The organism is Kribbella sp. NPDC006257 (assembly GCF_040613535.1).
Taxonomy (GTDB): Bacteria; Actinomycetota; Actinomycetes; order Propionibacteriales; family Kribbellaceae; genus Kribbella.
This window is the reverse complement of sequence record NZ_JBEXSJ010000037.1, coordinates 26,441-53,132: the sequence shown is the minus strand read 5'-3', so window position 1 is coordinate 53,132 and position 26,692 is coordinate 26,441. Positions and strand designations below refer to the sequence as shown.

25 protein-coding genes are annotated in these 26,692 nt (G+C 67.3%); 16 read left to right on the top strand and 9 right to left on the bottom strand.

What is annotated here, in order from left to right; genetic code table 11:
- Positions 1-10: 10 nt before the first annotated feature.
- The 3 genes from ABZ004_RS32910 to ABZ004_RS32900 are packed head-to-tail and all read right to left on the bottom strand — an operon-like array spanning position 11 to position 3,650.
- Positions 11-2,482 carry an ABC transporter permease gene (locus ABZ004_RS32910; protein ID WP_355685106.1) on the bottom strand — a complete coding sequence of 824 codons (2,472 nt, stop codon included), beginning with the start codon at positions 2,480-2,482 and terminating at the stop codon, positions 11-13.
- Positions 2,479-3,219 carry an ABC transporter ATP-binding protein gene (locus tag ABZ004_RS32905; protein ID WP_355685105.1) on the bottom strand — a complete coding sequence of 247 codons (741 nt, stop codon included), beginning with the start codon at positions 3,217-3,219 and terminating at the stop codon, positions 2,479-2,481. Before ABZ004_RS32905 ends, ABZ004_RS32910 begins: the two co-directional genes overlap by 4 nt.
- The gene (locus tag ABZ004_RS32900) at positions 3,216-3,650 is read right to left on the bottom strand and encodes a hypothetical protein (protein WP_355685103.1); all 435 of its coding nucleotides are present in this window, start codon (positions 3,648-3,650) and stop codon (positions 3,216-3,218) included. Before ABZ004_RS32900 ends, ABZ004_RS32905 begins: the two co-directional genes overlap by 4 nt.
- A 162-nt stretch (positions 3,651-3,812) precedes the next feature.
- Here ABZ004_RS32900 and ABZ004_RS32895 point away from each other — a divergent pair, with 162 nt between their 5' ends.
- Positions 3,813-4,544, top strand: coding sequence for a TetR/AcrR family transcriptional regulator (locus ABZ004_RS32895; protein WP_355685102.1), 732 nt, complete (start codon positions 3,813-3,815; stop codon positions 4,542-4,544).
- Positions 4,545-5,053: 509 nt separating this feature from the next.
- On the opposite strand, the gene ABZ004_RS32890 is transcribed toward ABZ004_RS32895, so the two are convergent.
- Entirely contained in the window at positions 5,054-6,226 is a 1,173-nt protein-coding gene (locus tag ABZ004_RS32890; protein ID WP_355685101.1) for a glycosyl hydrolase, read from the bottom strand.
- Between the two features lie 141 nt (positions 6,227-6,367).
- Positions 6,368-7,387, bottom strand: coding sequence for a LacI family DNA-binding transcriptional regulator (locus ABZ004_RS32885; RefSeq protein WP_355685100.1), 1,020 nt, complete (start codon positions 7,385-7,387; stop codon positions 6,368-6,370).
- Positions 7,388-7,514: 127 nt separating this feature from the next.
- On the opposite strand from ABZ004_RS32885, the gene ABZ004_RS32880 reads away from it, so the two are divergent.
- The 6 genes from ABZ004_RS32880 (at position 7,515) to ABZ004_RS32855 (ending at position 13,994) form a co-directional block, all read left to right on the top strand.
- Entirely contained in the window at positions 7,515-8,807 is a 1,293-nt protein-coding gene (locus ABZ004_RS32880) for an extracellular solute-binding protein (protein WP_355685098.1), read from the top strand.
- Positions 8,808-8,834: 27 nt separating this feature from the next.
- Entirely contained in the window at positions 8,835-9,713 is an 879-nt protein-coding gene (locus ABZ004_RS32875) for a sugar ABC transporter permease (protein WP_355685097.1), read from the top strand.
- On the top strand, positions 9,710-10,627 hold the full coding sequence (locus ABZ004_RS32870; RefSeq protein WP_355685095.1) for a carbohydrate ABC transporter permease: 918 nt from the start codon (positions 9,710-9,712) through the stop codon (positions 10,625-10,627). Before ABZ004_RS32875 ends, ABZ004_RS32870 begins: the two co-directional genes overlap by 4 nt.
- Positions 10,628-10,665: 38 nt before the next feature.
- A complete protein-coding gene (locus ABZ004_RS32865) occupies positions 10,666-12,009 on the top strand; it encodes a discoidin domain-containing protein (RefSeq protein ID WP_355685093.1) in 1,344 nt (447 codons plus the stop codon).
- Between the two features lie 129 nt (positions 12,010-12,138).
- Positions 12,139-12,852, top strand: a complete 714-nt coding sequence (locus ABZ004_RS32860; protein WP_355685091.1) for a TetR/AcrR family transcriptional regulator C-terminal domain-containing protein — start codon at positions 12,139-12,141, stop codon at positions 12,850-12,852.
- The gene (locus tag ABZ004_RS32855) at positions 12,849-13,994 is read left to right on the top strand and encodes an NAD(P)/FAD-dependent oxidoreductase (protein ID WP_355685089.1); all 1,146 of its coding nucleotides are present in this window, start codon (positions 12,849-12,851) and stop codon (positions 13,992-13,994) included. The genes ABZ004_RS32860 and ABZ004_RS32855 overlap by 4 nt, the downstream gene beginning before the upstream one ends.
- Positions 13,995-13,999: 5 nt before the next feature.
- Here the strand turns inward: ABZ004_RS32855 and ABZ004_RS32850 are convergent, their stop codons facing one another.
- Positions 14,000-15,010: an AraC family transcriptional regulator gene (locus ABZ004_RS32850; RefSeq protein WP_355685087.1), complete on the bottom strand. Its 1,011-nt coding sequence runs from the start codon at positions 15,008-15,010 to the stop codon at positions 14,000-14,002.
- Between the two features lie 65 nt (positions 15,011-15,075).
- On the opposite strand from ABZ004_RS32850, the gene ABZ004_RS32845 reads away from it, so the two are divergent.
- Positions 15,076-15,330, top strand: a complete 255-nt coding sequence (locus tag ABZ004_RS32845) for a DUF4242 domain-containing protein (protein WP_355685085.1) — start codon at positions 15,076-15,078, stop codon at positions 15,328-15,330.
- Positions 15,331-15,377: 47 nt separating this feature from the next.
- On the opposite strand, the gene ABZ004_RS32840 is transcribed toward ABZ004_RS32845, so the two are convergent.
- Positions 15,378-16,154 (bottom strand): arginase family protein, encoded by a 777-nt coding sequence (locus tag ABZ004_RS32840; protein WP_355685084.1) that lies wholly within the window; start codon positions 16,152-16,154, stop codon positions 15,378-15,380.
- Positions 16,155-16,486: 332 nt separating this feature from the next.
- On the bottom strand, positions 16,487-16,915 hold the full coding sequence (locus ABZ004_RS32835) for a DUF1844 domain-containing protein (protein ID WP_355685082.1): 429 nt from the start codon (positions 16,913-16,915) through the stop codon (positions 16,487-16,489).
- Positions 16,916-17,249: 334 nt separating this feature from the next.
- Between ABZ004_RS32835 and infC the strand changes: the two genes are divergently transcribed.
- The 4 genes from infC (at position 17,250) to ABZ004_RS32815 (ending at position 19,538) form a co-directional block, all read left to right on the top strand.
- On the top strand, positions 17,250-17,939 hold the full coding sequence (infC, locus tag ABZ004_RS32830; protein WP_112243537.1) for a translation initiation factor IF-3: 690 nt from the start codon (positions 17,250-17,252) through the stop codon (positions 17,937-17,939).
- Between the two features lie 89 nt (positions 17,940-18,028).
- Positions 18,029-18,223 carry a 50S ribosomal protein L35 gene (gene rpmI / locus ABZ004_RS32825; RefSeq protein WP_112243535.1) on the top strand — a complete coding sequence of 65 codons (195 nt, stop codon included), beginning with the start codon at positions 18,029-18,031 and terminating at the stop codon, positions 18,221-18,223.
- 76 nt (positions 18,224-18,299) lie between these two features.
- On the top strand, positions 18,300-18,689 hold the full coding sequence (rplT, locus tag ABZ004_RS32820; protein ID WP_355685080.1) for a 50S ribosomal protein L20: 390 nt from the start codon (positions 18,300-18,302) through the stop codon (positions 18,687-18,689).
- 30 nt (positions 18,690-18,719) lie between these two features.
- Positions 18,720-19,538, top strand: a complete 819-nt coding sequence (locus ABZ004_RS32815) for an RNA methyltransferase (protein ID WP_355685079.1) — start codon at positions 18,720-18,722, stop codon at positions 19,536-19,538.
- Between the two features lie 41 nt (positions 19,539-19,579).
- On the opposite strand, the gene ABZ004_RS32810 is transcribed toward ABZ004_RS32815, so the two are convergent.
- A complete protein-coding gene (locus tag ABZ004_RS32810) occupies positions 19,580-20,278 on the bottom strand; it encodes a TetR/AcrR family transcriptional regulator C-terminal domain-containing protein (protein ID WP_355685077.1) in 699 nt (232 codons plus the stop codon).
- Between the two features lie 58 nt (positions 20,279-20,336).
- Here ABZ004_RS32810 and ABZ004_RS32805 point away from each other — a divergent pair, with 58 nt between their 5' ends.
- The 4 genes from ABZ004_RS32805 (at position 20,337) to pheT (ending at position 26,655) form a co-directional block, all read left to right on the top strand.
- Complete coding sequence (locus tag ABZ004_RS32805) at positions 20,337-21,854, top strand: MFS transporter (protein WP_355685075.1); 1,518 nt, start codon at positions 20,337-20,339, stop codon at positions 21,852-21,854.
- 213 nt (positions 21,855-22,067) lie between these two features.
- Positions 22,068-22,784, top strand: a complete 717-nt coding sequence (locus ABZ004_RS32800; RefSeq protein ID WP_355685073.1) for a hypothetical protein — start codon at positions 22,068-22,070, stop codon at positions 22,782-22,784.
- 212 nt (positions 22,785-22,996) lie between these two features.
- On the top strand, positions 22,997-24,106 hold the full coding sequence (pheS, locus tag ABZ004_RS32795) for a phenylalanine--tRNA ligase subunit alpha (RefSeq protein ID WP_355685071.1): 1,110 nt from the start codon (positions 22,997-22,999) through the stop codon (positions 24,104-24,106).
- Positions 24,106-26,655 (top strand): phenylalanine--tRNA ligase subunit beta, encoded by a 2,550-nt coding sequence (gene pheT, locus ABZ004_RS32790; RefSeq protein WP_355685070.1) that lies wholly within the window; start codon positions 24,106-24,108, stop codon positions 26,653-26,655. Before pheS ends, pheT begins: the two co-directional genes overlap by 1 nt.
- Positions 26,656-26,692: the final 37 nt, after the last annotated feature.

Here is a 26,692-nt window from a genome sequence, read left to right as displayed (position 1 = left end):
CGCCCTGCGTTTACCCGGCGGGGGAGTTGACTGCGTCCATTGGCTTGGGGCGCATGGCGATTCGGCCGGCGATGGCGGTGACTGGGAGGACCAGGAGGAGGACCAGGGCGACCCAGGCGCCTAGGAGCCAGAGCGGGCCTGACGGGAGCGGCCAGCCTCGGGTGGCGATGGCGATGGGGAAGATGCTGAAGCAGGCGGCTGCGACTCCGAGAACCAGGCCCATCGCGGCGATGATCAAGTTCTCCAGGTAGAGCATCTTGGAGATCTGCTTGCGGGTGGAGCCGGTGAGGCGCTGGAGACCGAACTCCCGCCGCCGGTCCAGCACTGCGACTGCGATCGTGTTGATCGACGCGATCGCCGTGTACGCGATGGCGATCGCCGCCAGCAGGTAGCTGATCCACGCATCCACCCCGAGCCCGGCGTCGTAGTCGGCCGAGAGCAGGTCCCGATCACCCATGGTTGCCCCGGGCCAGTTCTGCAGATCGAGATTCAAGGCTTTGACTTTGGTACGCACCAAGACCTGACTGGGCAGCCCGGAGGTGGTGTGCTGCGCGAGCAGGTCAGCCGGCAGGATCAGCGACTCGTACCCCGAACTGCCGTCGACCAGTGCCACGATCTTCACCTTCACCAAGGCGTCGTCCCCCAGCCGTACTCCGAGTTCGTCGCCGACCCCGACCTTCAGCTTCTTCGCCGCCTTCGGAGGAATCGCGATGCTCTGCCCCTTCAGATCGACCAGCGATCCGGCCCGGACCTTTCCCTTGTAAACAGGCCCGTTGATGCCGAGCAACGGCCACGGGTCACTCGTGTGAGTCGTGTCGTACGGCTCCTCGATCCACCCCTTGCTCCGGACCAGCTCGGACGCCGCGGACACACCTTCCGTACTGCGTACCTGGTCGAACAGGCCGGCCGGGATCCCGCCCGAGGAGCTGGTCACCACCACGTCGGCGTGCAGGTTGTCCGTGTAGGCCTCGACAGCCGCCTTCTGCTGAGTGGTCTGCGAATAGATGTTGCCCAGGGCAATCGCTGAGGCGAGTGTGATCGGCACCAGGATCGCCGCGAACTGGACGGCACGGACCCGGAGGTTGATGACCGCGAGGATTCCGCTCACACCTTGGTTCTCGAGATAGTTCGTGATCCGGGTCGTGAGCAGGGCGCGGATCACGATCGGGCCGAGGACCGCGACGGCGATGGAGCCGGTCAGCACCGCGGGGCCGCCGATCGCCGCCGCGTTGGTGGGGCTCATGAAGATCGTGGAGACGCCGACTCCGACCGTGGCGGCGGCGAAGACCGCGCCGATGACGAGGCGGACGCGGCTGATCGTGACGGGCGGGACCACGGCTTCGTTCAAGGCTTGAATCGGCCTGATCGCCGCTGCCCGGCCGGCGGCGAAGCCGACCGTCACGCGGAGGATGACCAGCGTGAGGAGCGCGGCTCCGGCGAAGGGGAGGATGCTCTGGTCGAAGCGGAGGGCATTCGGGACGATTCCGTTGTCCGTGAGCAGGCCGAAGATCCAGCGGCCCATCGTCCGGCCGAGGAGCAGACCGCCGGCTAGCGCTGCTAGGGCGACGAGCATGGTCTCGGCGATCACCATCTTGCGAACCTGGGCCGGGGTGGCGCCGCTGGCTCGTAGCAGGGCGAGTTCGCGGCGGCGCTGGCGGACCGACAGGCCGATCGTTGCGGAGACCACCAGTGCCATCACCACGGCGACCATGCCACCGAACACGCCCGACAAGATGATCAACGGCAAGCTGGTTGCGATCCCTGCGAACTCGGCCGCGCCGCGCTCGTCACCGGTCAGCGCCGAGACGCCGGTGGGTAGGTCGAGTCGCTTCGCCAGGACCTTGGCAGAGGTGCCGTTCGCCGGAAAGATGCCGAGGGCATCGACCCGCGTACCGGCGTACCGGGTGGTGTCGTCGGCCGAGAAGAAGATGGACGGTACGTCGACCCGACGGCCCGGCGTGGCGATCCCGGCGAGCGTGAACTCCCGCACCTCACCGAAGACGATCACGCGTACTTTGTCTCCGACACTGACTTTCTTTGTCAGCAGGCTTGGGTCGAGTACGACCTCACCGGGCTTCGGGGCTTGTCCCGTGGTCAGGGTGTAGGGGGTGAGGGCGGCTGCGGTCCAGGGGTGGCCGAGTTGGGTGTCTTTGCCTGGAGCGATGACCGCGGGGAAGGAGATATCGGGGACGACCTTGCCGACGCCCGGCGTACGGGACAGTTTGGCTGCGAGTGTGGGGTCGACGCCGTGGTGTTCGGAGTAGGCGACCGAACCGGAGCCGTTCGGCGGGTGGTACGCCGGGCGGCCGGTCACCACGATCGGGGCGGCGGCCAGTCGCTGCGGCTCGGCGTTCAGGCGCAGGCCCGTCTCGAGCAACCCACCGGCCGCTGCCATCAGCGAACTGCCGAGCAGGACGGCGACGAAGATCGCCAGGAACGCTGCCGTCCGGAAACGCAAGCTGGAAAGGGCAAGCCTGATCATGTCGGCACCTTCGTTCTGGACAACTTGGCGAGCACAGCGGCGACGCCTTCGGCGGTCGGGGAGGGGGTTTCGAAGACGATCCGGCCATCGACGAGGAAGACCACCTGGTCGGCGTACGAGGCAGCGACCGGATCGTGCGTCACCATCACGATCGTCTGGCCGGCTGCCCGGGCCTGATCGCGCAGCAATTGCAGTACTTCGGTCGCCGTCTGGGTGTCGAGCGCGCCGGTCGGCTCGTCCGCGAAGGTGATCGCGGAGGAACCGGCCAGCGCACGGGCGATCGCGACCCGCTGCTGCTGACCGCCGGACAGCTCGCTCGGGCGGTGCTTGGTCCGGTCGCCGAGCCCGACCCGGCGGATGACCTCGGTCACCCAGGCGTCGTCGGGCCGGCGGCCGGCCAGCGTCAGCGGGAGGACCACGTTCTGGCGAACGGTCAGCGCGGGCATCAGGTTGAACGCCTGGAAGACGAAGGCGACATGTTGACGACGCAACGCGGTGAGGGCGGTCTCGTCGAGTCCGCGTAACGGCGTACCGGCCAGTGACACTTCGCCGGACGTGGGTTCGTCCAGCCCGGCCGCGCAGTGCAGGAGCGTGCTCTTGCCGGAGCCGGACGGACCCATCACCGCGGTGAAGCTGCCTTGCGCGAAGCCGTAGGTGACTCCGTCGAGGGCGGTGACCGCGCTGGGACCGGTGCCGTAGATCTTGTGCACATCGGTGAGCTGGACCGGGGCGCTCATCGGACCGCCACCAGCTGCGACTTGCGGTGGTAGGCGGACTCGTTGGTCCACCACAGGATCGCGACGACCGTGCCGAGGCCGACGTCCGACCACAGCCACCACGGCCAGTCGATGTGCCCGAACCCGGCCAGAACCAGCCAGATCACGAACTGGACGACGCAGACCACCAGCCAGCCGGCCGACGCGACCTGGAGTGCTGTCGCCAGGCCCTTGGACGGCTGGCGCTCGAGGCCGTCGAGGACCTGCCGGAGGTCGCCGCGGGTTCGGGCGGCTTCGAGCAGGTCGTGGCGTTCGGTCGCCTGCGGGAGGTGCAGGGTGCCTTGCCGTGCGGCCTTGTCGATCGTGGCGTGGGCGTGCTCCTTGTCGGCGGCGGTGAGCGGTACGTCGTACGGGGCGAGCAGCGGGCCGAGGGTGCTGAGCAGGTTGTTCATCGCGGTGTTCCTTCGCTGGAGGAGGAGTGCTTACGATGAAAAGCGTAGGGGTTGAACAGTTTCGCAGCCGAGGAGTTCAGGACCCGTTTCGATGGTGGTGCTAGGCCCACTCTTTGCCCGGAGGTACCGACGTCGGCGGGGAAATGCGGAAGGATGAGTGCCATGGGCGAGGTGACGGGTGACGGCGAGCGGTTGCCGCCGGGGCTCGCGCTGTCCTGGGGTGTGTACCCGGTCCAGCGTCGCGGGCCGAAGCCGGCGCTGACCGTCGAGCAGATCGTGGCCACCGGCATCGAGTTCGGCGACAGTCAGGGGTTCGAGGCGATCTCGCTGCAGAAGATCGCGGCGCATCTCGGGGTCAGCACGAACGCGATGTATCGCTATGTACGGTCCAAGGACGAGTTGATCGTGCTGGTTGCCGACCAGGCGTGGGGGCGGGCGCCCGCGTCGATCGTGCAGGCGGGCGGGTGGCGCGAGGGATCACGTGCTTGGGTGCAGGCACAGATCGACCGGTACGCCGTACGCCCATGGTTGCTGGAGGTGCCTATCCGCGGCGCCCCGGTCACGCCGAATCTCCTGCACTGGTTGGAGACCCTGCTCGTCGTACTGCACGACACGGGGTTGAGTCAGCACGACATGCTCGGGTGCGCGGTGCTGTTCGACGGGCATGTTCGCAGCTATGCCAACCTCTTCCGGCAGCTCGCGGCTAGCGATTCAGCTCCTGTTGAGTCTCAGGCGGTTGGTGAGTTCCTGGTGCCTCGGTTGATCTCTGCTGGTTACGACAAGCTTTTGTCGCTCTACACCAACCAGGAGTACGAAGACAGCGTCGACGACGACCTCGACTTCGGCCTCACCACAATCCTCGACGGCATCCAGTCCCTCATCGACCGCAGCTGAGTGGCGACCTTCGACAACTCCGTTGGATCGCGGACCTGAACCCGGGGGTCCGGACATGAACCCGGGGGTCCGGACATGAACCCGGGGGGTCCGGACATGAACCCGGGGGGTCCGGACATGAACGCGGCGCTGCGGACCTGAACGCGGGGGTGCGGACACCCTTCTCGGGGCGGGGACACCCCATCGGGAGTGGGGACATGGAGTGAGCTGTCCGCGCCCCCGAAGTGGGGTCCGGACTCCCGAGACGTGTCCGGACTCCCGAGACGGTGTCCGGAGTCCCGACATGGTGTCCGGAGTCCCGACATGGCGACCGGACTCCCGACATGGCGCACAGACCGGCGGCGGTGTCAGGACATGAAATGCGGGGGTTCGGACACCTTGTCGGAGGTGGGGACATGGAGTGAGTTGTCCGGGCTCCCGAGATGGTGTCCGGAACTCCGAGATGGCGTTCACGCCCTGCCGCCCGCAGCTAGTTGCTGGTGCCGTCGGGTGGGCGGGGGACAGGCAGGTTAGTTGCTGGGGAGGGTGATGTGGACTGGGCCGGTGGTTCGGGCGGTTACCCAGGCTTGGTGGAAGGGGCTGCCGGGGGCTAGCTCGGCGCGGCGGTCGGGGTGGGTGCGGGGGTTGATGGGGGCGGTGAGGGTGGTGGCGGGTGCGGGAGTCACGCCGTTGGTGCGGATGTCGGCGATGACTGAAGCCAGCGCTTCGGCGGCTGGTTTGCGCTGGTGGTCGACGGTGAAGAGGCCGAGGTCGTACTCGCGATCGGGGAAGTCCAACAGGCGTCGGTCGATGTCATGGGACGACCACCAGGTGATGCCCCAGAGCGCCGGGTTGTGGACGACGGCTTCGACGGTACGGCGGGTGAATTCGGCCTGGAGATCGACGGGGATGTCGGGTCCGGGTACGCCGATCTCCTGGAGCCAGACGGGGCGCGCGGGGTCGAGCGACGTGGCGGCGGCAAGGCTGACCAGGTAGTCGGCGTGGGTGAGGGTGGCGGGGCCGAGCGGGCCGTCCACTCGGGAGACCCCGTTGAAAACCCACGAGTGGACGGTGCTCAGCTCACCCAGATCGACGACGTCGACCGGGTGGAACGGGTGGTCCGGCTTGTACCAGGCGTCGTCGAACAGCGAGTGCAACGCCAGTACGTCGGGCGCCGCCTTCTTCACGGTCTCCAGAAGATCCTGCGCCCAGCTCGCCGACGCCACCGGAGTCGTCGAGCTGTCCGGCCAGAGGTTGTTGACCTCGTTCCCGAGGGTGATCGCGAAGATGTTCGGACGCGTGGCCACCGCACCGGCCACCGCCTCGCAGTACGACGTCAGCCCGTCGCGAACCTCCAGGTCTTGGAACAAGCTCCGACGGTGCCAGGTGAGGACCCACGACGGGAGGAAGTCGAAGCTGCTGAGGTGACCCTGGACGAGGTCGACCGCAACACCGAGCCCGTACTCCGCGGCCGCGTCGATCAGGTCGAGCAGGTCGTCGATCGCGCGCCGGCGGATGATCGCGCGGTTCGGCTGGATCCAGGGCCAGATCGGGAACACCCGGACGTGGTCGAGGCCCAGGCCGGCCAGGTCGGCGAAATCCCGGCGGACCGCCGCGCCGTCGTAGTCGAGCCAGCTGTAGAACCAGCCGGACGACGGGACGTAGTTCGCGCCGAACCGGGGCGTGACGGGATCCGAGAGCATGACAGCGATGCTAAATCGGTTTAGCCCAGAATGCCAACCATCGTGGCTGAGCCCGGCGCGAAGGTGATGGTAAGGGAAGGCGCTGGATCCGGCGGGGAGGTCCTGAGTGGGTGTGGCTGGGGTGCGAGCGCGGCGGGAAGGTCAGTGGGCGGGGGGAGCGGTGGATTCGCGGACGGTGAGGACCGGGTCGGCGGTGCGGCGGTTGATGGTGGCGGTGGGGGTGGCGATGACTTCGAGGAGGACCTCGGCGGCCTGCCGGCCGAAGTCGAAGGTGTCCCGGGACAGCGCGGTGAGGGCGGGGTGCATGAGCTGGGTGAGGATCGAGTCGTCGAAGGCGACGATCGACAGGTCGCCCGGCACCGAGACGCCCATCTCCATCGCGACGCCCAGTCCGGCGACCGCCATCACGTCGCTGTCGTAGACGATCGCGGTTGGCCGCACCGCCTGGGAGAGCAGCCTGCGGGTGGTCGCGGCACCCTCCGCGTCGCTGAAGTCGGTCGTCAGCGAGGGTGCATCGATGAGGCCGAGCCGGGGCGCCGCGTCCCGAACGGCCCGGATCCGGCGCTGGGTGTGCTGGAAGTTCGGCGTACCGGCGACGTGCGCGATCCGGCGGTGCCCGAGCGCGGCCAGGTAGTCCACAATCGACAGCATCGCGTCCCGGTCGTCGGCCCAGACCGAGGCGAGCGCGCCCTTGCCGCCGCGCCCACCGATCACCACCGCGGGCAGCTCCAGCGATTTCAGAGCGTCCAGTCGCGGGTCGCGCACGGTCAGGTCGACCAGGATCACGCCGTCGACGCGGTGCTCGGAGGCCCAGCGCTTGTAGACCTCGATTTCTGCCTCGGTGTTCTCCACAATCAGCAGTTGCAGCGAAATCGAGTGCGCGGACAGCCCGGACTGCAGCCCGGACAGCAGATGGGCGAAGAACGGCTCGACGCCGAGCGTCCGGGCCGGCCGGGCGATCACCAGCCCGACCGAGTCGACCCGGGAAGCGCCGAGCGCGCGGGCGGCACTGTGCGGCCGCCAGCTCATCTGCTCGGCGATCTGCAGGATTCTGGCCCGGGTCGCGTCACTCACCCCGGGGCGCCCGTTCAGCGCGAACGAGACCGCGCCTTTCGAGACGCCTGCCTTGTCGGCGATGTCGGCGATCGTCGGTCGCGCCATCGGCCCTCCCTCACCTGGTGTCTCGTCGGTCCACGTACCCCGGAAACGAAGTATGTCCCCTTGACAGCGGATTCTACGATGTGGATAGTGCAGGAGCTATACCGGTTTATCACTTCAGGAGAACCTCATGCGTAGTCGGCGTCTCAGCGCGGTGGCAGGTCTTGCCGTCGCGGCCCTCGCTCTTGCTGGTTGCGGGCTCGGTTCGTCGGACGACACCTCGTCCGGCAGCAAGCCCACAGTGGATGCGAACACCAAGGTGACCGGCGAGGTGAGCCTGCAGACCTGGGCGCTGAAGCCGAAGTTCACGACTTACGTCGAAGGCGTGATCAAAGCCTTCGAGGCGAAGTACCCCGGCACCAAGGTGACCTGGCTGGACCAGCCCGGTGACGGCTACGACAAGAAGGTGCTGAGCCAGGCCTCGGCCGGGCAGCTGCCCGACGTGGTCAACCTGCCGCCGGACTTCGCGCTGCCGCTGGCCAAGCAGAACCTGCTGCTCGACGTCGCGGCCGCCGACCCGAAGCTGGGCGAGGAGTACGTCGAGGGCGGCGTACAGGCGTACCAGTACCAGGGCCAGACCGGCACCTTCGGCTACCCGTGGTACCTGAACACCGACATCGACTACTGGAACGCGACCAAGTTCGCCGCCGTCGGGCTGGACGCGAAGAACCCGCCGAAGACCTTCGACGAGCTGCTCGCGGCCGCCAAGGTCATGCACGACAAGTCCGGCGGCAAGGAATACCTGATGAGCCGGCTGCCGGGCATCGGTGACTTCACCAACGCCGGCGTGAAGGTGCTGTCCGACGACGGCAAGACCTTCACCTTCAACACCCCCGAAGCTGTTGCCCTGCTGGACAAGTACGCCGCGGCGTACAAGGCCGGCTACCTGCCGCGCGACATCCTGACCCAGGAGTACCTGGGCAACTCCAAGCTCTTCACCCAGGGCAAGGTCGCCTGGACCACCGGTGGCGGCAACGCGATCCAGGACTTCGTCAAGGACAACCCGTCGCTGAAGGGCAAGGTCGTCCCGTCGCCGGCGCTGGACACCCCGCCGCTGTACGTGCAGGGGCTGTCGGTCTCGGCGAAGACCAAGAACCAGGCGGCCGCGATCGCGCTGGCCCGGTTCGTCACCAACGCCGAGAACCAGGCGGCGTTCGCGAAGATCGTCAACATCTTCCCGTCCACCAAGGCCTCGGCGAACGACCCGTACTTCTCGAAGTCCGACGGTACGCTGGAGTCCGACGCCAAGGTGCTCGCGTTCGCCTCGCTGGCCAAGGCCAAGTCGCTGCAGCCGGCCGTGATCAGCGGTGCGACGAACGACTTCATCAACCAGCAGATCTCGCTGGCGATCTCCGGCAAGGTGACGTCGAAGGCTGCCCTGGATGCCGCGGTGGCGAAGGCCAACCAGCTGCTCACCCAGTAATCGCGCGGATCGAAGAAGCGGAGAGGCATGCGCTACCACCGTTGGTTCACCCCGTGGGTGCTGGTCATCCCGGCGCTGGTCTGGCTACTGGTCTTCAACCTGTGGCCGTCGGTCAACACCGTGATCCTGTCCTTCACCAACGCCCGGCCGATCGGTGGTGGCACCTTTGTCGGGCTGAAGAACTTCGAGACTCTGCTGCACGACGAGCAGCTGCGGTACGCGCTGCTGAACAGCGTGATCTACATGGTCGTCTGCCTGCCGTTCCTGACGATCTTCCCGCTGCTGCTCGCCGTGCTGGTGGAGAAGAAGCTGCCCGGCATCACCTTCTTCCGGACCGCGTTCTACACCCCGGTGGTGGCCTCGGCCGTCGTGGTGGCGCTGATCTGGCAGTGGATCCTCGACGATCGCGGCCTGGTCAACGGCCTGGCCGAGAAGCTCGGCGTGATCTCCGGGCCACTGCCGTTCCTCAGCGACCAGTGGCTGTTGTTGCTCAGCGCAATCAGTCTGACGATCTGGAAGGGCCTCGGGTACTACATGATCATCTACCTGGCCGCCCTCGGGAACGTCGGTCGTGAGCTGCACGAGGCGGCCGCCGTGGACGGGGCGTCGGCGTTCCGGCGGTTCCTCAACGTCACGATCCCGGGTGTCCGCGGGACGATGGTGCTGATCTCGATCCTGATCTCGGTGTCGGCGCTGCGGGTCTTCTCCGAGCTGTTCATCCTGTCCGGCGGCAAGGGTGGCCCCGGCGGCCGGGACAACTCGGTGGTGATGCTGATCCAGCAGTACAGCCAGGGTTTCGAAGGCAATCTCGGCTACGCGTCGGCGCTGTCGATCGTGCTGTTCTTCGTCACCGTCGTACCGATGCTGGTGCTGGCCCGGCTCAACCGGCAGGGGGCCGAGGCATGAGTCTCGTGACCGATCCGGCCCGCCCGGTCGAAGTACCAACGCAAGCCGGTACGCCGAAGCCGCGGCGGCGTGGATCGTTCGGGTTCAACTCGATCTCGCGGACCGAGAAGGTGGTCCGCTACCTGCTCCTGGTGTTCGTCCTGCTGATCACGATCGGGCCGTTCCTCTGGCAGCTGTCCACCTCGCTGAAGGGATCCGGGGAGGACATCTACACCCGGATCCCGCGGCTGCTGCCGGCCCAGCCGACGCTGTCGCACTACGGCGAGGTCGCGGACACCATCCCGGTCTGGGACTACATGAAGAACTCGCTGCTGGTCGCCGTACTGGTTGTCGGGGGCAACATCGTCGGCTCGTCGCTGGCCGGCTTCGCCTTGTCGCGCTTGCAGTTCCGGTTCCGCCGGATCGTGCTCGGGCTGTTCCTCGCGACGCTGGTGCTGCCGGGTGAGGTGACGATCATTTCGCAGTACGTGACCGTGCGGGAGCTCGGGCTGGCGAACACGCTGGTCGGCGTGGCGCTGCCGGGGATGATCGGCGCGCTGAACGTACTGCTGATGTTCAACGCGTTCCGCTCGCTGCCGATCGAGGTCGACCAGGCCGCTGTGGTGGACGGCGCGAACGTGTGGCAGCGGTTCGTCTACATCGGGCTGCCGTCGGTGCGCGGAACGATCAGCGTGGTGGCGATCTTCGCCTTCATCGGCGCCTGGGACGACTTCCTCTGGCCGCTGATCGTGCTGACCGATCCGGACAAGTACACCCTGACGGTCGGTCTGCAGTACCTGTCCGGAACCTTCAGCAACAACCCCCGGCTGATCGCCGCGGGCACGATGATCGCGTTCATCCCGATCGTGATCGTGTTCGCCGTCTGCCAGCGATTCTTCTTCAAGGGCGTCGAGGAGGGCGCCGTGAAGGGGTAAGTACGCATTGCAATCCGCCCATTGCAAGGAGTTCCGTCATGTTGCGTAAGACAATCGCCCTTGCGGCGGCAGCGCTTCTCGGCGCCGCGCTGCTCTCCACCGGAACGGCCCAGGCCGGTACGACGGCCGACAGCAAACGAGTCGTCGTCTATTACCAGACCCAGTACGTCAATGGCGTCTATGTGTCGCCGAAGGCGTTGACCGACAACAACACCGGCGTCACGAATGTCCTGGTCGGTGCGATCCACCTCGACCCGGACGTCGTGCATCTCAATGACGACCCGCCGGACGCGGCCAAGTTCACCCAGATGTGGGCCGACCTGCATGCGATGCAGGCGGTCGGCGTCAAGGTGTCCGCCTTCGTCGGCGGTGCCGCGCAGGGCAGCTTCCAGCGACTCGACACCGACTTCAACACTTATTACCCGCGCTTGAAGAACCTGGTCACGACGTACGGGCTGGATGGGCTCGACCTGGATGTCGAGGAGAGCATGTCGCAGGCCGGGATCAACCGGTTGATCGACCAGCTCACCACCGACTTCGGGACCGGCTTCATCATCACGCTGGCGCCGGTCGCGCCGGCGCTGACCGGCGGCGGGAACCTGTCCGGCTTCAACTACGAGACGCTCGAGCGCGATCGCGGCGCCAAGATCGACTGGTACAACGCGCAGTTCTACTGCGGCTGGGGCTCGATGGCGAACACGACCGGCTACGACAACATCATCAACCGCGGCCTGTTCACCCCGGCGAAGGTGGTGGCCGGAGTGGTGACGAACTCGGCCAACTGCAGCGGATATGTTTCGCTTCCCACGTTGAAGTCGACGCTCGGTGCACTGGTGGCGAAGTACCCGACATTCGGTGGCGTCGACGGCTGGGAGTACTTCAATTCCGACCCGGGCGGCACCTCGGCGCCTTGGCAATGGGCTCGCGAGATGACGTCCGCGATGTCCGGTTCGACCGGTCCGGTGAACTTAGCCTTGAACAAAGCCGCGACCGGATCGGCTGCCTGCGCGACCACCGAAGGCCCGGCCAAGGCGGTCAACGGCTCGGTCTCCGGCGGCAACTCCGACAAGTTCTGCTCGTTGGCCGCCACGAAGTTCCTTCAGGTGGACCTTGGTTCATCGCAAAGTCTTGGCAGTGTAGAAATCTCCCACGCCTCGGCCGGCGGTGAGTCGGCGTCGTACAACACCCGCGCCTTCACCCTCCAGACCTCGACCGACGCCTCGACCTGGACCACCCGCGCCACCGTCACCAACAACACCGCCGCAGTCACCACCCACGCCCTCACCGGCGTGACGGCCCGCTACGTCCGCCTCAACATCACCACCCCCACCCAAGGCACCGACCCAGCAGCCCGAATCTACGAACTGAAGGTCTTCGCCTAGATCCACCTTCTCCGAGCGGCCCGGTCATTCCCCCCGACCGGGCCGCTCGGTCTTTTGTGACCTAACGAACTTGTTCGTAACGAACATGTTCGTTAGGGTGTGGAGACAGGCGAGAGGAAGTGCTGGGAGATGGCTGAGGAGAAGGTGGGGCCGCGGAGTCGGCGGGAGCGGCCGGCCAAGGCGGCGTTGTCGCGGGCGGGGATCGTCGCGACGGCGGTCGGGTTGGTGCAGGCCGAGGGGCTGGCGCGGGTGACGATGCGGCGGTTGGCGCAGGAGCTCGATACGGGGGCGGCGTCGCTGTACGTCTACGTGCGCAATACCGATGAGCTGCACGCGGCCGTGCTCGAGGAGTTGCTGGGCGCTGTCGACCTCAGCCCGGTGACGGCGAAGGGTGATTGGCGGGACCGACTCGAGCGCGTGCTCACGTCGTACGCCGAAGTGCTTTTTGCGTACCCGGGATTGGCGCAGTCCGCCATGGTGGCTAGGCCGTCGGGGGAGCATTACCTGAAACTGATCGAAGCTCTGCTCGCCCTGCTCGACGAGGGTGATGTGCCCAAGGGGCAGGCGGGCTGGGGGATCGACATCCTGCTGGGCTTCGCCACCGCGTCCGCTGCCGAGCATTCGGCTCCGGATCCGCGAACGAAGAAGACGGTCGCGCCCGGCGAGGAATGGGCTGCGCTGGCAAACGTCATACGGAATGTTTCCGCGGAGTCCTATCCGCAGCTCGCAGCGCACGGGACCGACCTGCTGGCCGGGCCGGGGAAGGCGCGGTTGGCGTGGGGGTTTCGCGTCTTGATCAACGGAGTGCTGAGCACCCCACTGCCTGAAGGAGAAGCGAAATGACCCACTACCCGATCGCGATCATCGGTGCGGGACTCGGCGGGCTCATGCTCGCTCGTGTTCTGCACGTCAACAGCTTCGAGGCTGCCGTCTTCGACCTGGACGCCTCGCCGACCGCACGCACCCAGGGCGGCATGCTCGACATCCATGTCGAATCCGGCCAGGCCGCGCTCCGGGCAGCGGGTCTGTACGACGAGTTCCGCGACCTCGTGATGCCGGGCGGCGAGGCGACGCGGGTGCTGGACAAGCACGCCACCGTGCGGCTCGCGGCGGACGAGGACGATCGGGATGACGACCGGCCCGAGGTCCACCGTCGTTCGCTGCGTGATCTTTTGCTTGGTTCATTGCCTGAAGGAACGGTTCGGTGGGGCGCGAAGGTGGTCGGGGCCACGAGGCTCGCGGACGGCCGGCACGAGGTAACGCTTGCCGACGGCAACAGTTTCACCACCGACCTGCTGATCGGCGCGGACGGCGCCTGGTCGAAGGTGCGGCCGCTGGTCTCCGCCGCGAAACCTCTGTACGCCGGTTTGTCGTTCGTTGAACTAAGCCTTGAAGACGCCGATCGCCGCCATCCTCGCGCAGCCGAGTTGGTCGGTGGCGGAATGATGTTCGCGCTCGGCGACAGCAAGGGGATGCTCGGGCACCGGAACCCCGACGGCTCGCTGCATGTCTATGCCGCGCTGCTGACGGACGAGGGCTGGTCCACCTCGGGTGAGATCGACTTCGCCGACACGGACAAGGCCAAGGCTGCACTGGTTGAGCACTTCGCGGATTGGCACGAGGACTTCCACGGCATCATCACCGAGGCCGACGGCGCGCTGGTACCCCGCCCGATCCATGCCCTCCCCGTCGGTCACCAATGGGACCGGATCCCCGGCGTCACCCTCCTCGGCGACGCGGCCCACCTGATGTCCCCCTTCGCCGGCGAAGGCGCCAACCTGGCACTACAAGACGGCGCCGAACTAGCCCTCGCCATCGTCGCCAACCCGGCTCGCCCGGAAGACGCACTCACGCAGTACGAGGCTGCCCTCTTCCCCCGCAGCACAACAGCAGCCAACCAATCAGCCCAAGGCCTAGCCCTCTGCTTCAATCCCCAAAGCCCCCAAGGCCTGCTCGACTTCTTTGCTGAGATGAGTGAACGCTGACTCGATCAGGTGGAGGTGTGGGTGAGGCGCCAGGGGGTGGGGGCGTTGCCTAGTTCGCGTTTGAAGGCGCGGCTGAAGGCTTCTTCGGACTCGTAGCCGACGCGGCGGGCCACGGTGGCGACGCCGAGGTCGGTGGAGCGGAGGAGGTCGGTCGCTAGGTGCATGCGCCAGCCGGTGAGGTAGCGGATCGGTGCCAGGCCAAGCACCGAACGGAAGCGCTCGTCGAGGAGTGAGACGGACACCTGGGCGGCACGAGCCAGCTCCAGCAGCGTCCACTTGTGCTCTGGCGAAGCGTGCATCGCGGCCAGGGCCGGTGCCAGTACCGGATCGCGCAACGCCTGCAGCCAACCGGTCTCGGTCGCGGGGGAGTCCGCGAGGTGGATTCGCAGTACCTCGGCCAAGAGCAGTTCGGGGATCCGGGTCGGCGCCTCGAAGTGGTCCGGTCGAACGAGGGCGGTTTGCTGTACGGCGTACTCGATGCTTGCCCGGACCCACGGTCGGGCGGCACCGTCCGGGCGGACGACGAATACCCGCGGCAGGGCTCGGGTCCGCGGGTCGAAGAGGGGATCGTCGCAGGCGAGGTAGCCGCAGACCAGGTGCGTCTCCGCACCACCTGAGCCGTGCTGGATGACCGGCATCCGTTGCCACGGCGGCGGATCGATCAGGCTGGACACCGAGACGCAGACGGCCGGTTCGGTGCCGCCCATCCGATGGCTGTCGCCGTACGGGAGGACGATCACGTCGCCCTCGGCGGCCCAGTGCCGTTCGCCGTCGAGAGTCTCGATCCAGGTGCGGCCGGCCGCCACGACATGGAAGAGGATCACCCGGCCGGCGCCCGGCGACAATACGGCGACCGCGTCCTGGGGTGGCAGCGACTCGTAGGCCCAGGGTTCTGAATACTCGCCGCGGAGGAAGATCGCGCCCTCGAGGCGCAGCCTGGCCAGCGCCCGCGCGAGCGTGGCTTCTCGGTCATCGAGTGCGGCGGAACGGTCATGGTGCAGACCTGGGTCGGCCATGAAACTGATGATGACACAGCGTGAGCCTGCTGGGGGTGGCTCGAAGATCCAGGGAGGGAACTGTCATGGCACTGTTCATGGACGTACACCAGAATCTGCCCGAGGGCGCGACCTTGCAGGACGTCGCCGATGCCCACGCCGCCGATCTGAAGACGCAGGACGAGTACGGCGTGAAGTACTTGCACTACTGGGCGAACGAGCAGGAAGGAAAGGTCTTCTGCCTCGTCGAGGCGCCGGACGCCGAGGCGGCGATCACCGTCCATCGCGAGGCCCACGGCCTCGTCGCCGACGAGATCTACCCGGTGACCGAAGGATCCTGATCACCCACTGTCCGTAAGCGTCGCCGAAGCACTCGCTCCGATGACGCTTACGGTCTGTACGGGTTGGCTGTCCGGCTTGCCAGGATGCTGGAGATGAGCTGCTTGCGGGGTTCGCCGGGAGCGTCGGGGCCGGGGTCCCAGGTGCAGGCGATGTTGAGTACTGCCACCCGTCCGGTGTTGAGGATGGTGTCGGCGGCTTGGAGGACGGTCTCGATGTCGGGTCCGTTGGGGGCGGGGAAGCGGAGACCGGGAAGTGCTTCCGGGTCGACGACGTCCAAGTCGAAGTTGACGATCAGCGGGCCCGGTGGGAGGTCGTCGGGCGAGAGGGCGGGCAGTGGCGTTCGCTTCAGGCCGGTTGAGGCGAGGTAGTCGGCTTCGGCTTGGTCCAGGTCTCGCGCTTCGACGAGCAGAACGCGCTCGGGCGCGGGCGGTCGCAGGGCGAGACGGTCGGCGATGTAGTCGGGCCGGTAGCCGAGAAGCAGACGCAGAGCCATGCCGCCGAGGTAACCGGATTCCGTTGTTTCCAAGGACTGCAGGTCGCCGTGAGCGTCTACCCAGACAACCGACGGATCCAGCCCCGCCCGCTGCAGGCCAGCCACCATGCCGATCGCCAGCGTGCAGTCACCGGATACGACGGTGACGCTGGAGTCCGCCTCAAAAGCTTGCCGAGTGGTGTCGCCGACTGCGTCGTACAGAGCCGCCATCCGAGTCCAGACGTCCGCATCCGGCAGGTCGGCCGAGAACTCCATGAAGCCGTCCGGCATCGGCAGATCGAGCCGAGTCAGATGGTCGTCCAGGTGATACGGCATATAGACGACGGACATGAGGCCAAGCTAACAGCGCCGAAGCCCAGCCACCTGAGCGCTTCGTAGTACGGGAGGTGCCCGCAGATGGTTGTTAGGGTTTGATGTCCGGACCGACAGGTAGTGCACCTCGAGACGGTGTACACGCGCCGCCGGGTTGCGCTCCGGTTCACTAGTTGCCCTCGGCTACTTCCTGTCGGTCGGGACAACGGCCCCCGAGATTCTTGAGCGGATTAGGGGGATGAGGCAGCCTGGGGGTGTCTGGGCGCGGTGGGTTTGGGGTTCAGGGCGGATGCCGCGGCGGCCGATGGAAGGTGGGCGGCGCGGGCGGGCCGTTCGGAGTACGGGGAGGGTCAGCGACGGCGGGTGGCTGCGGGGTGGACTTCGCCGGTGTATTTCTCGCCGGGGGCGGTGCCGGGCTCGTCGGGGATCGTCGAGGCTTCCTTGAAGGCGAGTTGGAGGGAGCGGAGGCCGTCGCGCAAGGGGGCCGCGTGGTGGTGGCCGAGGCTGGGGGCGGCGGCGTCGAGGAGGCCGGCCAGGGCGTCGATCAACGACCGCGCCTCGTCGAGGTCCTTGTGTTCGGGGAGGTCCTCGGCGAGGCCGAGGTTAACCGCGGCGGCGCTCATCAGGTGCAGGGCGGCGGTCGAGATGATCTCCACACTGGGTACTTCGGCGATGTCGCGCGAAACGGTCGACATCGGATCCACCCGGTGCTCGGCCGGGCCCTCGGCAGCGGGGCCGGCAGGGGTGGTTTCGGGTGAAGTGGAGATGGGGTCGGTCATGCTGCTACTCTTGCACGGCGACCGACCCGGTCCACCGGTGACCCCTGAGCGGAATACTCGAGGGCTGCCGATGGTTCGAGTCTAAGCGGAGGGCCACCTCCCACCCAGTCGATGAAGAGTCGGCGGGTCCCGGTCAACGCCGGTTTACCGGTCCCGCGAGGGAACGGAAAAACGGTGATCGTACGGCGTACTTCGGGTGACCGGGGCTGCACCGCTGCTGATCTGGGAATTGGGCCTTCGTGTGGACGCACGAGGGCCTTTTGCTGTTTCCGGCGGAAGTGACCTCGGGCGGTCACGAGGTGGTACTCAGAATACGAACAACCCAGGAGGACCCATCACCATTGAACTGCGCGTCAACGAGCGCATCCGCGTTCCCGAGGTGCGACTGGTCGGACCGAACGGTGAGCAGGTAGGCATCGTCCGGATCGAGGACGCACTGCGGTTGGCACAGGAAGCCGATCTCGACCTGGTCGAGGTTGCGGCCACGGCACGTCCGCCGGTCTGCAAGCTGATGGATTTCGGCAAGTACAAGTACGAGACCGCGCAGAAGGCGCGCGAGTCCCGCCGGAACCAGACCAACACCGTCATCAAAGAGATGAAGCTGCGGCCGAAGATCGACCCGCACGACTACGAGACCAAAAAGGGTCACGTCGTCCGGTTCCTGCGTGCCGGTGACAAGGTCAAGATCACGATCATGTTCCGCGGTCGCGAGCAGTCCCGCCCCGAGCTGGGGTTCCGGCTGCTGCAGCGGCTGGCCGAAGACGTCAGTGAGCTCGGCTTCGTCGAGTCCTCGCCGCGTCAGGACGGCCGGAACATGATCATGGTGCTCGGACCGCACAAGAAGAAGTCCGAGGCGCGCGTGGACGTGGAAGCCGAGAAGGCCAAGAAGCTCGCGGAGCACGAGGCCGAGCAAGAGGCCGAGCGGATCGAGCGTGCCGAGCAACTGAAGCAGTACGAGGCCGAGAAGGCAGCCGGGGCCACCAAGAAGCCCAAGGGTCCGGCAGACAACCTCGACCCGGAGTGACGCGTCGCTCCGGCGGCGAGGTCGAAACGCATCGCAGCCGGAGCAACAGCACCGGTCGAGTCAACGAAAGAGACCAGGAGTACATAGCCATGCCGAAGATGAAGACCCACTCGGGTGCCAAGAAGCGCGTCCGGGTCACGGGTTCGGGCAAGCTGCTGCGCGAGCGCACCGGCCGTCGCCACAAGCTCGAGGAGAAGTCGAGCCGCCGCACCCGCCGGCTGGCCGGCACCATCGAGGTCTCGCCGACGCACGCCAAGAAGTTCAAGAAGCTGCTCGGCATCTGAGCTGCCCTCCCCCACCCCGAACACCCCGCCGGGTGGACGACTTCTCTCGGCGCAGAAATACAAGGAGTAACACCTCATGGCACGCGTGAAGCGGGCAGTCAACGCCCACAAGAAGCGCCGGGTCGTACTCGAGCAGGCCAGCGGTTACCGCGGCCAGCGCTCGCGGCTTTACCGCAAGGCGAAGGAGCAGGTCACCCACTCGCTCGTCTACGCCTACCGTGACCGCAAGGCGCGCAAGGGCGACTTCCGCAAGCTGTGGATCCAGCGCATCAACGCTGCGTCCCGCGCGGAGGGCCTGACCTACAACCGCCTCATCCAGGGTCTTCGCCTGGCCGAGGTCGAGGTCGACCGCAAGATCCTCGCCGACCTGGCCGTCAACGACGCGCCGGCGTTCTCGGCGCTGGTCGCGCTGGCGAAGGCGGCCCTGCCGGCCGACGTGAACGCCAAGAGCGACGCCGCGGCCTGAGCCGCAGCGATCTCTCGAGCAAGCACCGAAGTGGCGAGCCCAGGTCTGCTGACCGCGCAATCCGTGCGGATCAAACAGGCCCGGAGGCTCGCCACTCGTGCGTTCCGGCGCAAGTCGGGGCGCTTCCTCGTCGAGGGTCCGCAGGCCGTTCGGGAAGCCCTCGAACACCGCGAGCTGGTCGTCGAGGTCTACGCGGAGCCCGACGTCGCCACCCGACACCGGGATCTGCGCGACCTGGCCCAGTTCGCCGACGTCCCGTGGTACGACGTGAATCGCGCGGCGATCGAAGTACTGAGTGAGACCGTCACCTCCCAAGGCGTCGTGGCCATCTGCACCTTGGTCGACGTCGCGCTGGAAGAAGCAGTACGCCGTACTGCGCGGTTGGTGGCCGTCGGCGTCCAGGTGCGGGACCCCGGCAACGTCGGCACCTTGATCCGTACTGCGGACGCGGCCGGCGCGGATGCCGTCGTACTGTCCGCGGAGTCGGTCGATCCGCACAATCCGAAGGCTGTCCGGGCGAGTGTGGGCAGCCTGTTCCACCTGCCGATCACGGTCGAGGCCGATATCGTCACCGCCGCCAAGTCCTGGCGCGAGCAGGGACTCCAGGTGCTCGCCGCCGACGGCTACGGCAGCTCGGATCTCGACGAATGCATCGACGACGGCACCCTCGCGAAACCGTCGGTCTGGCTCTTCGGCAATGAAGCGCATGGGCTTCCGGACGGCTTCGACGCGATCGTCGACCGCTCGGTGAAGGTTCCGATCTACGGGCGAGCCGAGTCACTCAACCTCGCCACCGCGGCAGCCGTCTGCCTCTACGCCTCGGCTCGCGCGCAACGGCGTACGGACTGAAACACCGTCGCACCTTCTGAAACGCCGTCGCAGCGGCTGGGCTACTTCTCGACGCGGGTTTCGAGGCCGTCCAGGAGGGCTTCGAGTCCGAACGCGAAGGGCTCGCTGAAGGTCGTGTCGATGTCGCGGGCGACCCGGCGGTTCAAGGCTTCGCGCATGGTGGGGTCGGCGACGGCTTCGGCCTGCTGGATCACCTCGCCCGCCCACTCGGTCAGTGAGCGCCCCGACCTGCTGGTGATCTCGCGGGTCGCGACCTCGGCGCTGGCGGTCCCGAGGGTGTAGGCCATCACGCTGCCCATCGCGTAGTCGAGATCCTTGCCGGTGAAGCCGGCCGCGCCGAACAGGACCAGGCCGCGGGACCCCATCGCCATCGCGTTCGGCCCGATGCTCGGCCGGTGGTACATCACGTCGGGCATCCAATGATGCCGGAGCACGGCCGCGCGCAGGCTGTGCCCGAACAGCAGAGCGCCGTTGCGCCAGCCGGCCAGGGACGGATCCGGTACGTCGATCTCGCCCCAGACCTCGTCGATCAGCAGGTCGATCAGATCGTCCTTGGTCGGCACGTGCCAGTACAGACTGGTTGCGCCCGAGCCGAGCTTGGCGGCCAGCTTACGGATGCTCAGTCCGGCCAGGCCCTCGGCGTCGAGCGTCGTCATCGCGGCCTTGGTGATCTGCTCCCGGGTGAGGGTCTCCCGCGCCGGGGCCGCGGCTGGTTTCCGGGTCCAGATCGATTCCTTCATGCGCCCAGCCTAACCAATTCACTGGAACACTGTGCGAGTCTTGTCGTACAGTGTGCGAGTGACTAGTACACCGTACGAGTCCACGGCGACCGGTCATCCGCGACGCTGGTGGATCCTGCTGATTCTGTGTCTCGCCCTGTTGGTGCTGGTGGTCGACAACACCGTCCTCAACCTGGCGATCCCGTCCCTGATGCGCGACCTGTCCGCGACCCCGGCCGATGTGCAGTGGATCATCGACGCCTACATCCTGGCGTTCGCCGGACTGCTGCTGACTGCGGGCAGCCTGTCCGACCGATTCGGCAGGCGGAAGGTGCTGCTGGTCGGGCTGGTGCTGTTCGGATTGGCGTCGCTGCTGGCCACCCTCGCCGAGAATCCATGGCAGCTGATCGGCTGCCGCGCGCTGATGGGCGTCGGCGGATCGCTGCTGATGCCGAGCACCCTGTCGTTGCTGTTCACGGTGTTCCCGCCGGAGGAGCAGCGCAAGGCGATGGCCGGTTGGTCGATGGTCGCGATGGTCGGGGTGATCGCCGGTCCGACCGTCGGCGGCGTGCTCCTCGAACACTTCTGGTGGGGTTCGATCTTCCTGCTGAACGTGCCGATCGCGGTGGTCGCGATCATCGGTGCGGTCGCGCTGATCCCGGAGTCCCGCGGCCCGGCGCGCGCTGTCGACCCGGGCGGCGCGGTGCTGTCGATGGTCGGGATGACGGCACTGGTCTGGGCGATCATCTCCATCCCGGCGGACGGATTCTTCTCGGCGAAGGTGCTCGGCGGGTTGCTGGTCGGGGTGGCGGGGATGACCGCGTTCGCGTTGTGGGAGCGGCGGAGCGAGCACCCGATGGTGCCGTTGGCGCTCTTCAAGGACCGGAATTTCAGCGGAACCAGTTTCTCGATCGTGCTGTTGTCCTTCACCGCCGGTGGGTTGCTGCTGGCACTGACGCAGTACCTGCAGTTCGTGCTCGGGTACAGCCCGTTGAAGGCGGGCCTTGCGCTCATTCCGTACGCCGCGTCGGCCATGCTCTTCAACGGTCTCGGCGCGACGCTCGGGAAGAAGCTGGCCGACCGGACGCTGATCGCGGGCGGGTTGGTGATCATCGCGGCCGGGTTCGGGATCTTGGCGCAGGTCGGTGCTTCCAGTGGGTATGGGCTGCTGATTGCTGGGTTGCTGGTGATGGGTGTCGGCGGCGGATTGGCCGGGCCGGCGGCGTACACGTTGCTGATGCAGTCGGTGCCGGCGGAGCACCGGGGCGTCGGATCGGCGATGAACGACACCGTGCAGCAGGCGGGGGCGGCGCTGTCGGTCGCAGTACTGGGCAGTGTTCTTGCTGGTGCGTACTCATCGTCGCTACCGGATTCGGTGCCGGAGGGTGCGCGGAAGTCGATCGCCGACACGCTTGCCCTCGGTACGGACTTTGTCGCAGCGGCTCGGAGCGCCTTCACGGATGCGATGTCCATCGCAATGACGGCCGGTGCCATCGGTGCAGCCGCCGGGGCCGTCGTCGCCATCGTTGCCCTGCCCCGTCGGCGCCCTGCCGCGGAGCCGACTCCCGAGTTCGCCGAGGTCTCCACAGACTCCTGATCAAGCGAGCCGGTACGCCGGGAGGCCGGCGTACCGGCTGTGCGTTGACGGGAGCCGTGGTGGCATGTCAGCGTTGGGGCAGCGCGCGCCAGGGCGCCTCTTCTCCGCGGCAAGCACCGAGTGCACCTGGGTAGATCTGAGCAACCGTGTGGCCGACGAACCCTTCGGGGCGGCCCGGTTCAGCGGAGCGGGCAGTCCCGGAAGGATTCGCAGATGACCACCACACCCCTGCCCGCCAAGCCCAGCCTGAGTCAGCTTCGCGCGCGGGCCAAGGACCTCCGCAAGGCCGTCACGAAGGCGCGCCCGGATGCGGTCGAGCGCGTCCGGGCCCACCACCCGGCGTACGCCGAAGGGCCCTTGGACGCGTTCACCTTGCGGGACGCGCAGCTGACCATTGCTCGCGAGTACGGGTTGCCCGGCTGGAGCGAGCTGATGGAGAAGGTCGCGACCGAGCTGGTCGAGGGCAGAGAACTGCACCGGTACTTCGGGGTCGAGCTCAACAACGAGACCTGGGACCTGATGGAGCAGATCGACGAGACCAGCCCGCGGGAGGACCAGGAGAGGCTGCTGTACGGCGCGTTCGCGGCCTGCCTGCACTGGCTCGAAGCCGGCAACGAGGCGAACCACGCCCGCGGCGAACACCTGATCGCCCGCGCGGCGCTCCGGATCGGACGAGGTCAGCTCGGCTTACATCACGCCCGTCGCTGCCTCGAGGTGATCCACGCCCACCCCAGCCAGATGTCCGACTGGGACGAGCCCTTCGCCCGCGAAGCCCTCGCCCGCGCCCTCGCGGCTACCGGTGACCTACCTTCCGCCCGCGCCGAACTGGCCAAAGCCATCGAACTGACCACCCACGTCGCCGACCCGACCGACCAGCAAGTCCTCCGAACCGAACTAGCCAAAGAACCCTGGTTCGGCCTGCGCCCGTAGTTACGGGGATCGTTGGTGTCTCCGGACACCGTGTCGGGGCTTCGGACAAGGTATTGCCTGTCCGAAGCCCCGATGCAGTGTTCAAGCCTCCGACTTGGTGTCCAAGGTTGCTTGATTGGGTGCCTGTGGACAACCGATTCACGCTGAGGGGCTGCGGGTTCCTAGACTGCGGGCAGCAGTTTGTTCAGATCAGCGACCCCGGGAAGAGAGCCATGTCCGGTCCCAATAAGAACTACGACCCGGTCGAGGTGACGCCTCTGCATGCCGATGAGGTCGAACGGACGCGCGACGAGGCTCTTGATGCCTTCGCGAAGGCGGCCGATCTGGCGGCGTTGCAGGAGGCGAAGCTGGCTCACCTCGGCGACCGGTCGCCGATCGCGCTGGCGAACCGGGAGATCGGTGCGCTCCCGCCGCAGGGTCGCAAGGAGGCCGGGCAGCGGATCGGTTCGGCGCGGAAGGCGATCAATGACGCCTACGCAGCCCGGCTCGCCATCTTGGAGGCCGAGCACGAGGAGCGGATGCTCGCCACCGAGCGCGTCGACGTGACGCTGCCGTGGCACACCCCGCAGCTCGGCGCACGCCATCCGCTCAGCCTGATCTCCGAGCAGGTCGCGGACGTCTTCACCGCCCTCGGCTGGGATGTCGCCGAGGGGCCCGAGGTCGAGGCCGAGTGGCTCAACTTCGACGCGCTCAACTTCCAGCCGGACCACCCGGCGCGGCAGATGCAGGACACCTTCTTCGTCGAGCCGGCTGGTGCCGGGACCGTACTGCGGACGCACACGTCGCCGGTGCAGGCGCGATCGATGCTGACCCGCAAGCCGCCGATCTACGTGATCTGCCCCGGCCGCGTGTTCCGCACCGACGAGCTGGACGCGACGCACACGCCGGTCTTCTACCAGGTCGAGGGCCTGGTGGTGGACGAAGGCATCACGCTCGCGCACCTCAAGGGCACTCTGGACCACTTCGTCGTCTCGATGTTCGGCGAGGGCCTCGAAGCCCGCCTGCGACCGAACTTCTTCCCGTTCACCGAGCCGTCGGCCGAGGTGGACCTCAAGTGCTTCGTCTGCCGCGGTGCGTCAGTCGGCAACCCGGATCGCCCGTGCCGCACCTGTGGCAGCGAGGGCTGGATCGAGTGGGGCGGCTGCGGTGTCGTCAACCCCCGCGTCCTGCAGGCGTGCGGCATCGACACCGACCGGTACTCCGGGTTCGCGTTCGGGATGGGCCTGGAGCGGACGCTGATGTTCCGCAACGGGGTCGAGGACATGCGCGACATGGTCGAGGGTGATGTGCGGTTCAGCCGCCAGTTCGGGATGGAGATCTGATGCGGGTCCCACTGTCATGGCTTCGTGAGTACGTCGAACTGCCCGCCGGCGTGACCGGTCGCCAGGTCGGCGAGAAGCTGGTTCGTGCCGGGCTCGAGGTGGAGACGGTCGACGAGGCCGGCGCCGGGATGACCGGGCCGCTGGTCGTCGGCAAGGTGCTCAGCTACGAGCCGGAGCCGCAGAAGAACGGCAAGACGATCCGCTGGTGTTCGCTCGACATCGGCAAGGACGAGCCGCAGTGGGTCGTCTGCGGCGCGAGCAACTTCGAGGTCGGCGACCTGGTCGTCGTCGTCCTGCCGGGTGCGGTGCTGCCGGGCGGGTTCGCGATCTCCGCGCGCAAGACCTACGGGCACGTCTCCAACGGGATGATCTGCTCATCGGCCGAGCTGGGCCTGGGCGACGACGGTACGCACGGCATCGTCGTACTGGAGCCGGGCGAGGCGACCGTGGGTGACGACGCGATCGAGCTGCTCGGTTTGCGCGACGACGTGCTCGACATCGCCGTCACGCCGGACCGCGGGTACTGCTTGTCGATCCGTGGTGTCGCCCGCGAGGCAGCTACGGCGTACGGCGTGCAGCTCAAGGATCCGGCCGCGCTCGAGCTAACGGGCTCTGGGACCAACGGCTATCCGGTGCGGATCGAGGACGCACAGGCTTGCAGCGTGTTCGTCACCCGGACGGTGACCGGGATCGATCCGAAGGCGCCGTCGCCGCGCTGGTTGCAGCAGCGGCTGGTGATGGCGGGGATGCGGCCGATCTCGATCGGTGTCGACGTCACCAACTACGTGATGCTCGAACTGGGGCAGCCGATCCACGGGTACGACAAGGACCGGCTGAGCGGCGATATCGTCGTACGGCGGGCGTCGGCCGGCGAGAAGCTGATGACGCTGGACGACCAGACGCGTGAGCTGGATGTCGAGGACCTGCTGATCACCGACGACTCCGGTCCGATCGGCGTGGCCGGTGTGATGGGTGGCGCGTCGACCGAGATCTCCGAGTCGACCACCGACGTGGTGATCGAGGCGGCGCACTTCGACCCGATCGTGATCGCCCGCTCGTCGCGCCGGCACAAGCTCTCCTCGGAGGCATCACGCCGCTTCGAACGCGAGGTCGACCCGGAACTCCCGCGCTACGCCGCGCAGCGAGTAGCCAACCTCCTGGCCGAACTAGCCGGCGGCACCATCCAGCCGGACGAAACAGTCATCGACACCCACCTCCTTCCGAAGCGGGTGGCGATCCGGGCCGATCACCCGGTCCGCGTCTCGGGCGCGCCGATCACGGTCGACGAGACGATCGCCAACCTCGCGTCGGTCGGCTGCGTAGTTGCCAAGGGCAACGGAGTGGCGGCGCTCGCGCCGTTGGCGGTCGGTGCCGACGCGGCCGAGGGCGCGGTCCCGGGTGGGACCGACGTGCTGGTGGTGACGCCGCCGTCGTGGCGGCCGGATCTGCGGGACCCTAATGACTTTGCTGAAGAGGTTATTCGGCTGTTCGGGTTCGACAACGTGCCGTCGGTGTTGCCGAAGGCTCCGGGTGGCAAGGGGCTCACCAACTCGCAGCGGCGTCGGCGGCGGATTGCTACTGCGCTCGTCGGGGCTGGGCTGACCGAGGTTGTGTCCTACCCGTTCGTCGGGGATGCGGACTTCGACGCGATGGGGGTGCCGGCGGACGACGTACGGCGTACGACGGTGAAGCTGGTCAATCCGATCTCGGACGAAGAGCCGTTCATGCAGACGACGTTGCTGCCGACGTTGCTGCGGACGGCCGAGCGGAACGTCGGACGTGGGTCGTCCGACCTCGCGATCTTCCAGACCGGGTTGGTGTTCCTGCCGCGGCCCGACGCGAAGCCGGCGCCGTTGCCGTCGGTCGAGCACCGGCCGAGCGAGGAAGAGATCCAGGCCCTGTACGACGCGTTGCCGGTGCAGCCGTTGCATCTCGGCGTCGTGCTGACGGGGAGCCGGACGCCGACGGGCTGGTGGGGCAAGGGGCAGCAGTCGACGTGGTCGGACGCAGTACAGATTGCCAGGACTGTGACTGCCGCCGTTGGTGTCGAGGCTCAGTTGCGCAATGTCGAGCTGGCTCCGTGGCACCCGGGTCGGTGTGCCGAGGTGTCGGTTGACGGCAAGGTGATCGGGCATGCGGGTGAGTTGCATCCGAAGGTCTGCCAGGCGTTCGGTTTGCCGGCGCGGGCGGGTGCCATCGAGCTCGACCTCGATGCGTTGATCGCGGCCGGTCCGCAGTCGGTCACGGCGACGCCGTTCTCGTCGTATCCGGTGGCGAAGGAGGACGTGGCGTTGATCGTCGCGGCCGACGTTCCTGCCGACGAGGTGGAGGCCGCGCTGGTCGAGGGCGCGGGCGAGCTGCTGGAGTCGATCCGGCTGTTCGACCTGTACACCGGCGAGCAGATCGGCGAAGGCAAGAAGTCGCTCGCCTTCGCTCTCCGGTTCCGAGCGCCGGACCGCACCCTCACCGAGACCGAGGTCGCGGAGGCACGCCAGGCAGCGGTCCAGGTAGCAGTCGACCGCTTCCAGGCCATCCAACGAGTCGGCTAGTCCGGCATCACCAGACCGGACCACCAGACGCCGGAAC

Excerpts from the sequence above, each read along its gene's own strand:
- ABZ004_RS32910 (WP_355685106.1), bottom strand. The coding sequence starts at position 2,482 with ATGATCAGGCTTGCCCTTTCCAGCTTGCGTTTCCGGACGGCAGCGTTC.
- ABZ004_RS32905 (WP_355685105.1), bottom strand. The coding sequence starts at position 3,219 with ATGAGCGCCCCGGTCCAGCTCACCGATGTGCACAAGATCTACGGCACC.
- ABZ004_RS32900 (WP_355685103.1), bottom strand. The coding sequence starts at position 3,650 with ATGAACAACCTGCTCAGCACCCTCGGCCCGCTGCTCGCCCCGTACGAC.
- ABZ004_RS32895 (WP_355685102.1), top strand. The coding sequence starts at position 3,813 with ATGGGCGAGGTGACGGGTGACGGCGAGCGGTTGCCGCCGGGGCTCGCG.
- ABZ004_RS32890 (WP_355685101.1), bottom strand. The coding sequence starts at position 6,226 with ATGCTCTCGGATCCCGTCACGCCCCGGTTCGGCGCGAACTACGTCCCG.
- ABZ004_RS32885 (WP_355685100.1), bottom strand. The coding sequence starts at position 7,387 with ATGGCGCGACCGACGATCGCCGACATCGCCGACAAGGCAGGCGTCTCG.
- ABZ004_RS32880 (WP_355685098.1), top strand. The coding sequence starts at position 7,515 with ATGCGTAGTCGGCGTCTCAGCGCGGTGGCAGGTCTTGCCGTCGCGGCC.
- ABZ004_RS32875 (WP_355685097.1), top strand. The coding sequence starts at position 8,835 with ATGCGCTACCACCGTTGGTTCACCCCGTGGGTGCTGGTCATCCCGGCG.
- ABZ004_RS32870 (WP_355685095.1), top strand. The coding sequence starts at position 9,710 with ATGAGTCTCGTGACCGATCCGGCCCGCCCGGTCGAAGTACCAACGCAA.
- ABZ004_RS32865 (WP_355685093.1), top strand. The coding sequence starts at position 10,666 with ATGTTGCGTAAGACAATCGCCCTTGCGGCGGCAGCGCTTCTCGGCGCC.
- ABZ004_RS32860 (WP_355685091.1), top strand. The coding sequence starts at position 12,139 with ATGGCTGAGGAGAAGGTGGGGCCGCGGAGTCGGCGGGAGCGGCCGGCC.
- ABZ004_RS32855 (WP_355685089.1), top strand. The coding sequence starts at position 12,849 with ATGACCCACTACCCGATCGCGATCATCGGTGCGGGACTCGGCGGGCTC.
- ABZ004_RS32850 (WP_355685087.1), bottom strand. The coding sequence starts at position 15,010 with ATGGCCGACCCAGGTCTGCACCATGACCGTTCCGCCGCACTCGATGAC.
- ABZ004_RS32845 (WP_355685085.1), top strand. The coding sequence starts at position 15,076 with ATGGCACTGTTCATGGACGTACACCAGAATCTGCCCGAGGGCGCGACC.
- ABZ004_RS32840 (WP_355685084.1), bottom strand. The coding sequence starts at position 16,154 with ATGTCCGTCGTCTATATGCCGTATCACCTGGACGACCATCTGACTCGG.
- ABZ004_RS32835 (WP_355685082.1), bottom strand. The coding sequence starts at position 16,915 with ATGACCGACCCCATCTCCACTTCACCCGAAACCACCCCTGCCGGCCCC.
- rpmI (WP_112243535.1), top strand. The coding sequence starts at position 18,029 with ATGCCGAAGATGAAGACCCACTCGGGTGCCAAGAAGCGCGTCCGGGTC.
- rplT (WP_355685080.1), top strand. The coding sequence starts at position 18,300 with ATGGCACGCGTGAAGCGGGCAGTCAACGCCCACAAGAAGCGCCGGGTC.
- ABZ004_RS32810 (WP_355685077.1), bottom strand. The coding sequence starts at position 20,278 with ATGAAGGAATCGATCTGGACCCGGAAACCAGCCGCGGCCCCGGCGCGG.
- ABZ004_RS32800 (WP_355685073.1), top strand. The coding sequence starts at position 22,068 with ATGACCACCACACCCCTGCCCGCCAAGCCCAGCCTGAGTCAGCTTCGC.
- pheS (WP_355685071.1), top strand. The coding sequence starts at position 22,997 with ATGTCCGGTCCCAATAAGAACTACGACCCGGTCGAGGTGACGCCTCTG.
- pheT (WP_355685070.1), top strand. The coding sequence starts at position 24,106 with ATGCGGGTCCCACTGTCATGGCTTCGTGAGTACGTCGAACTGCCCGCC.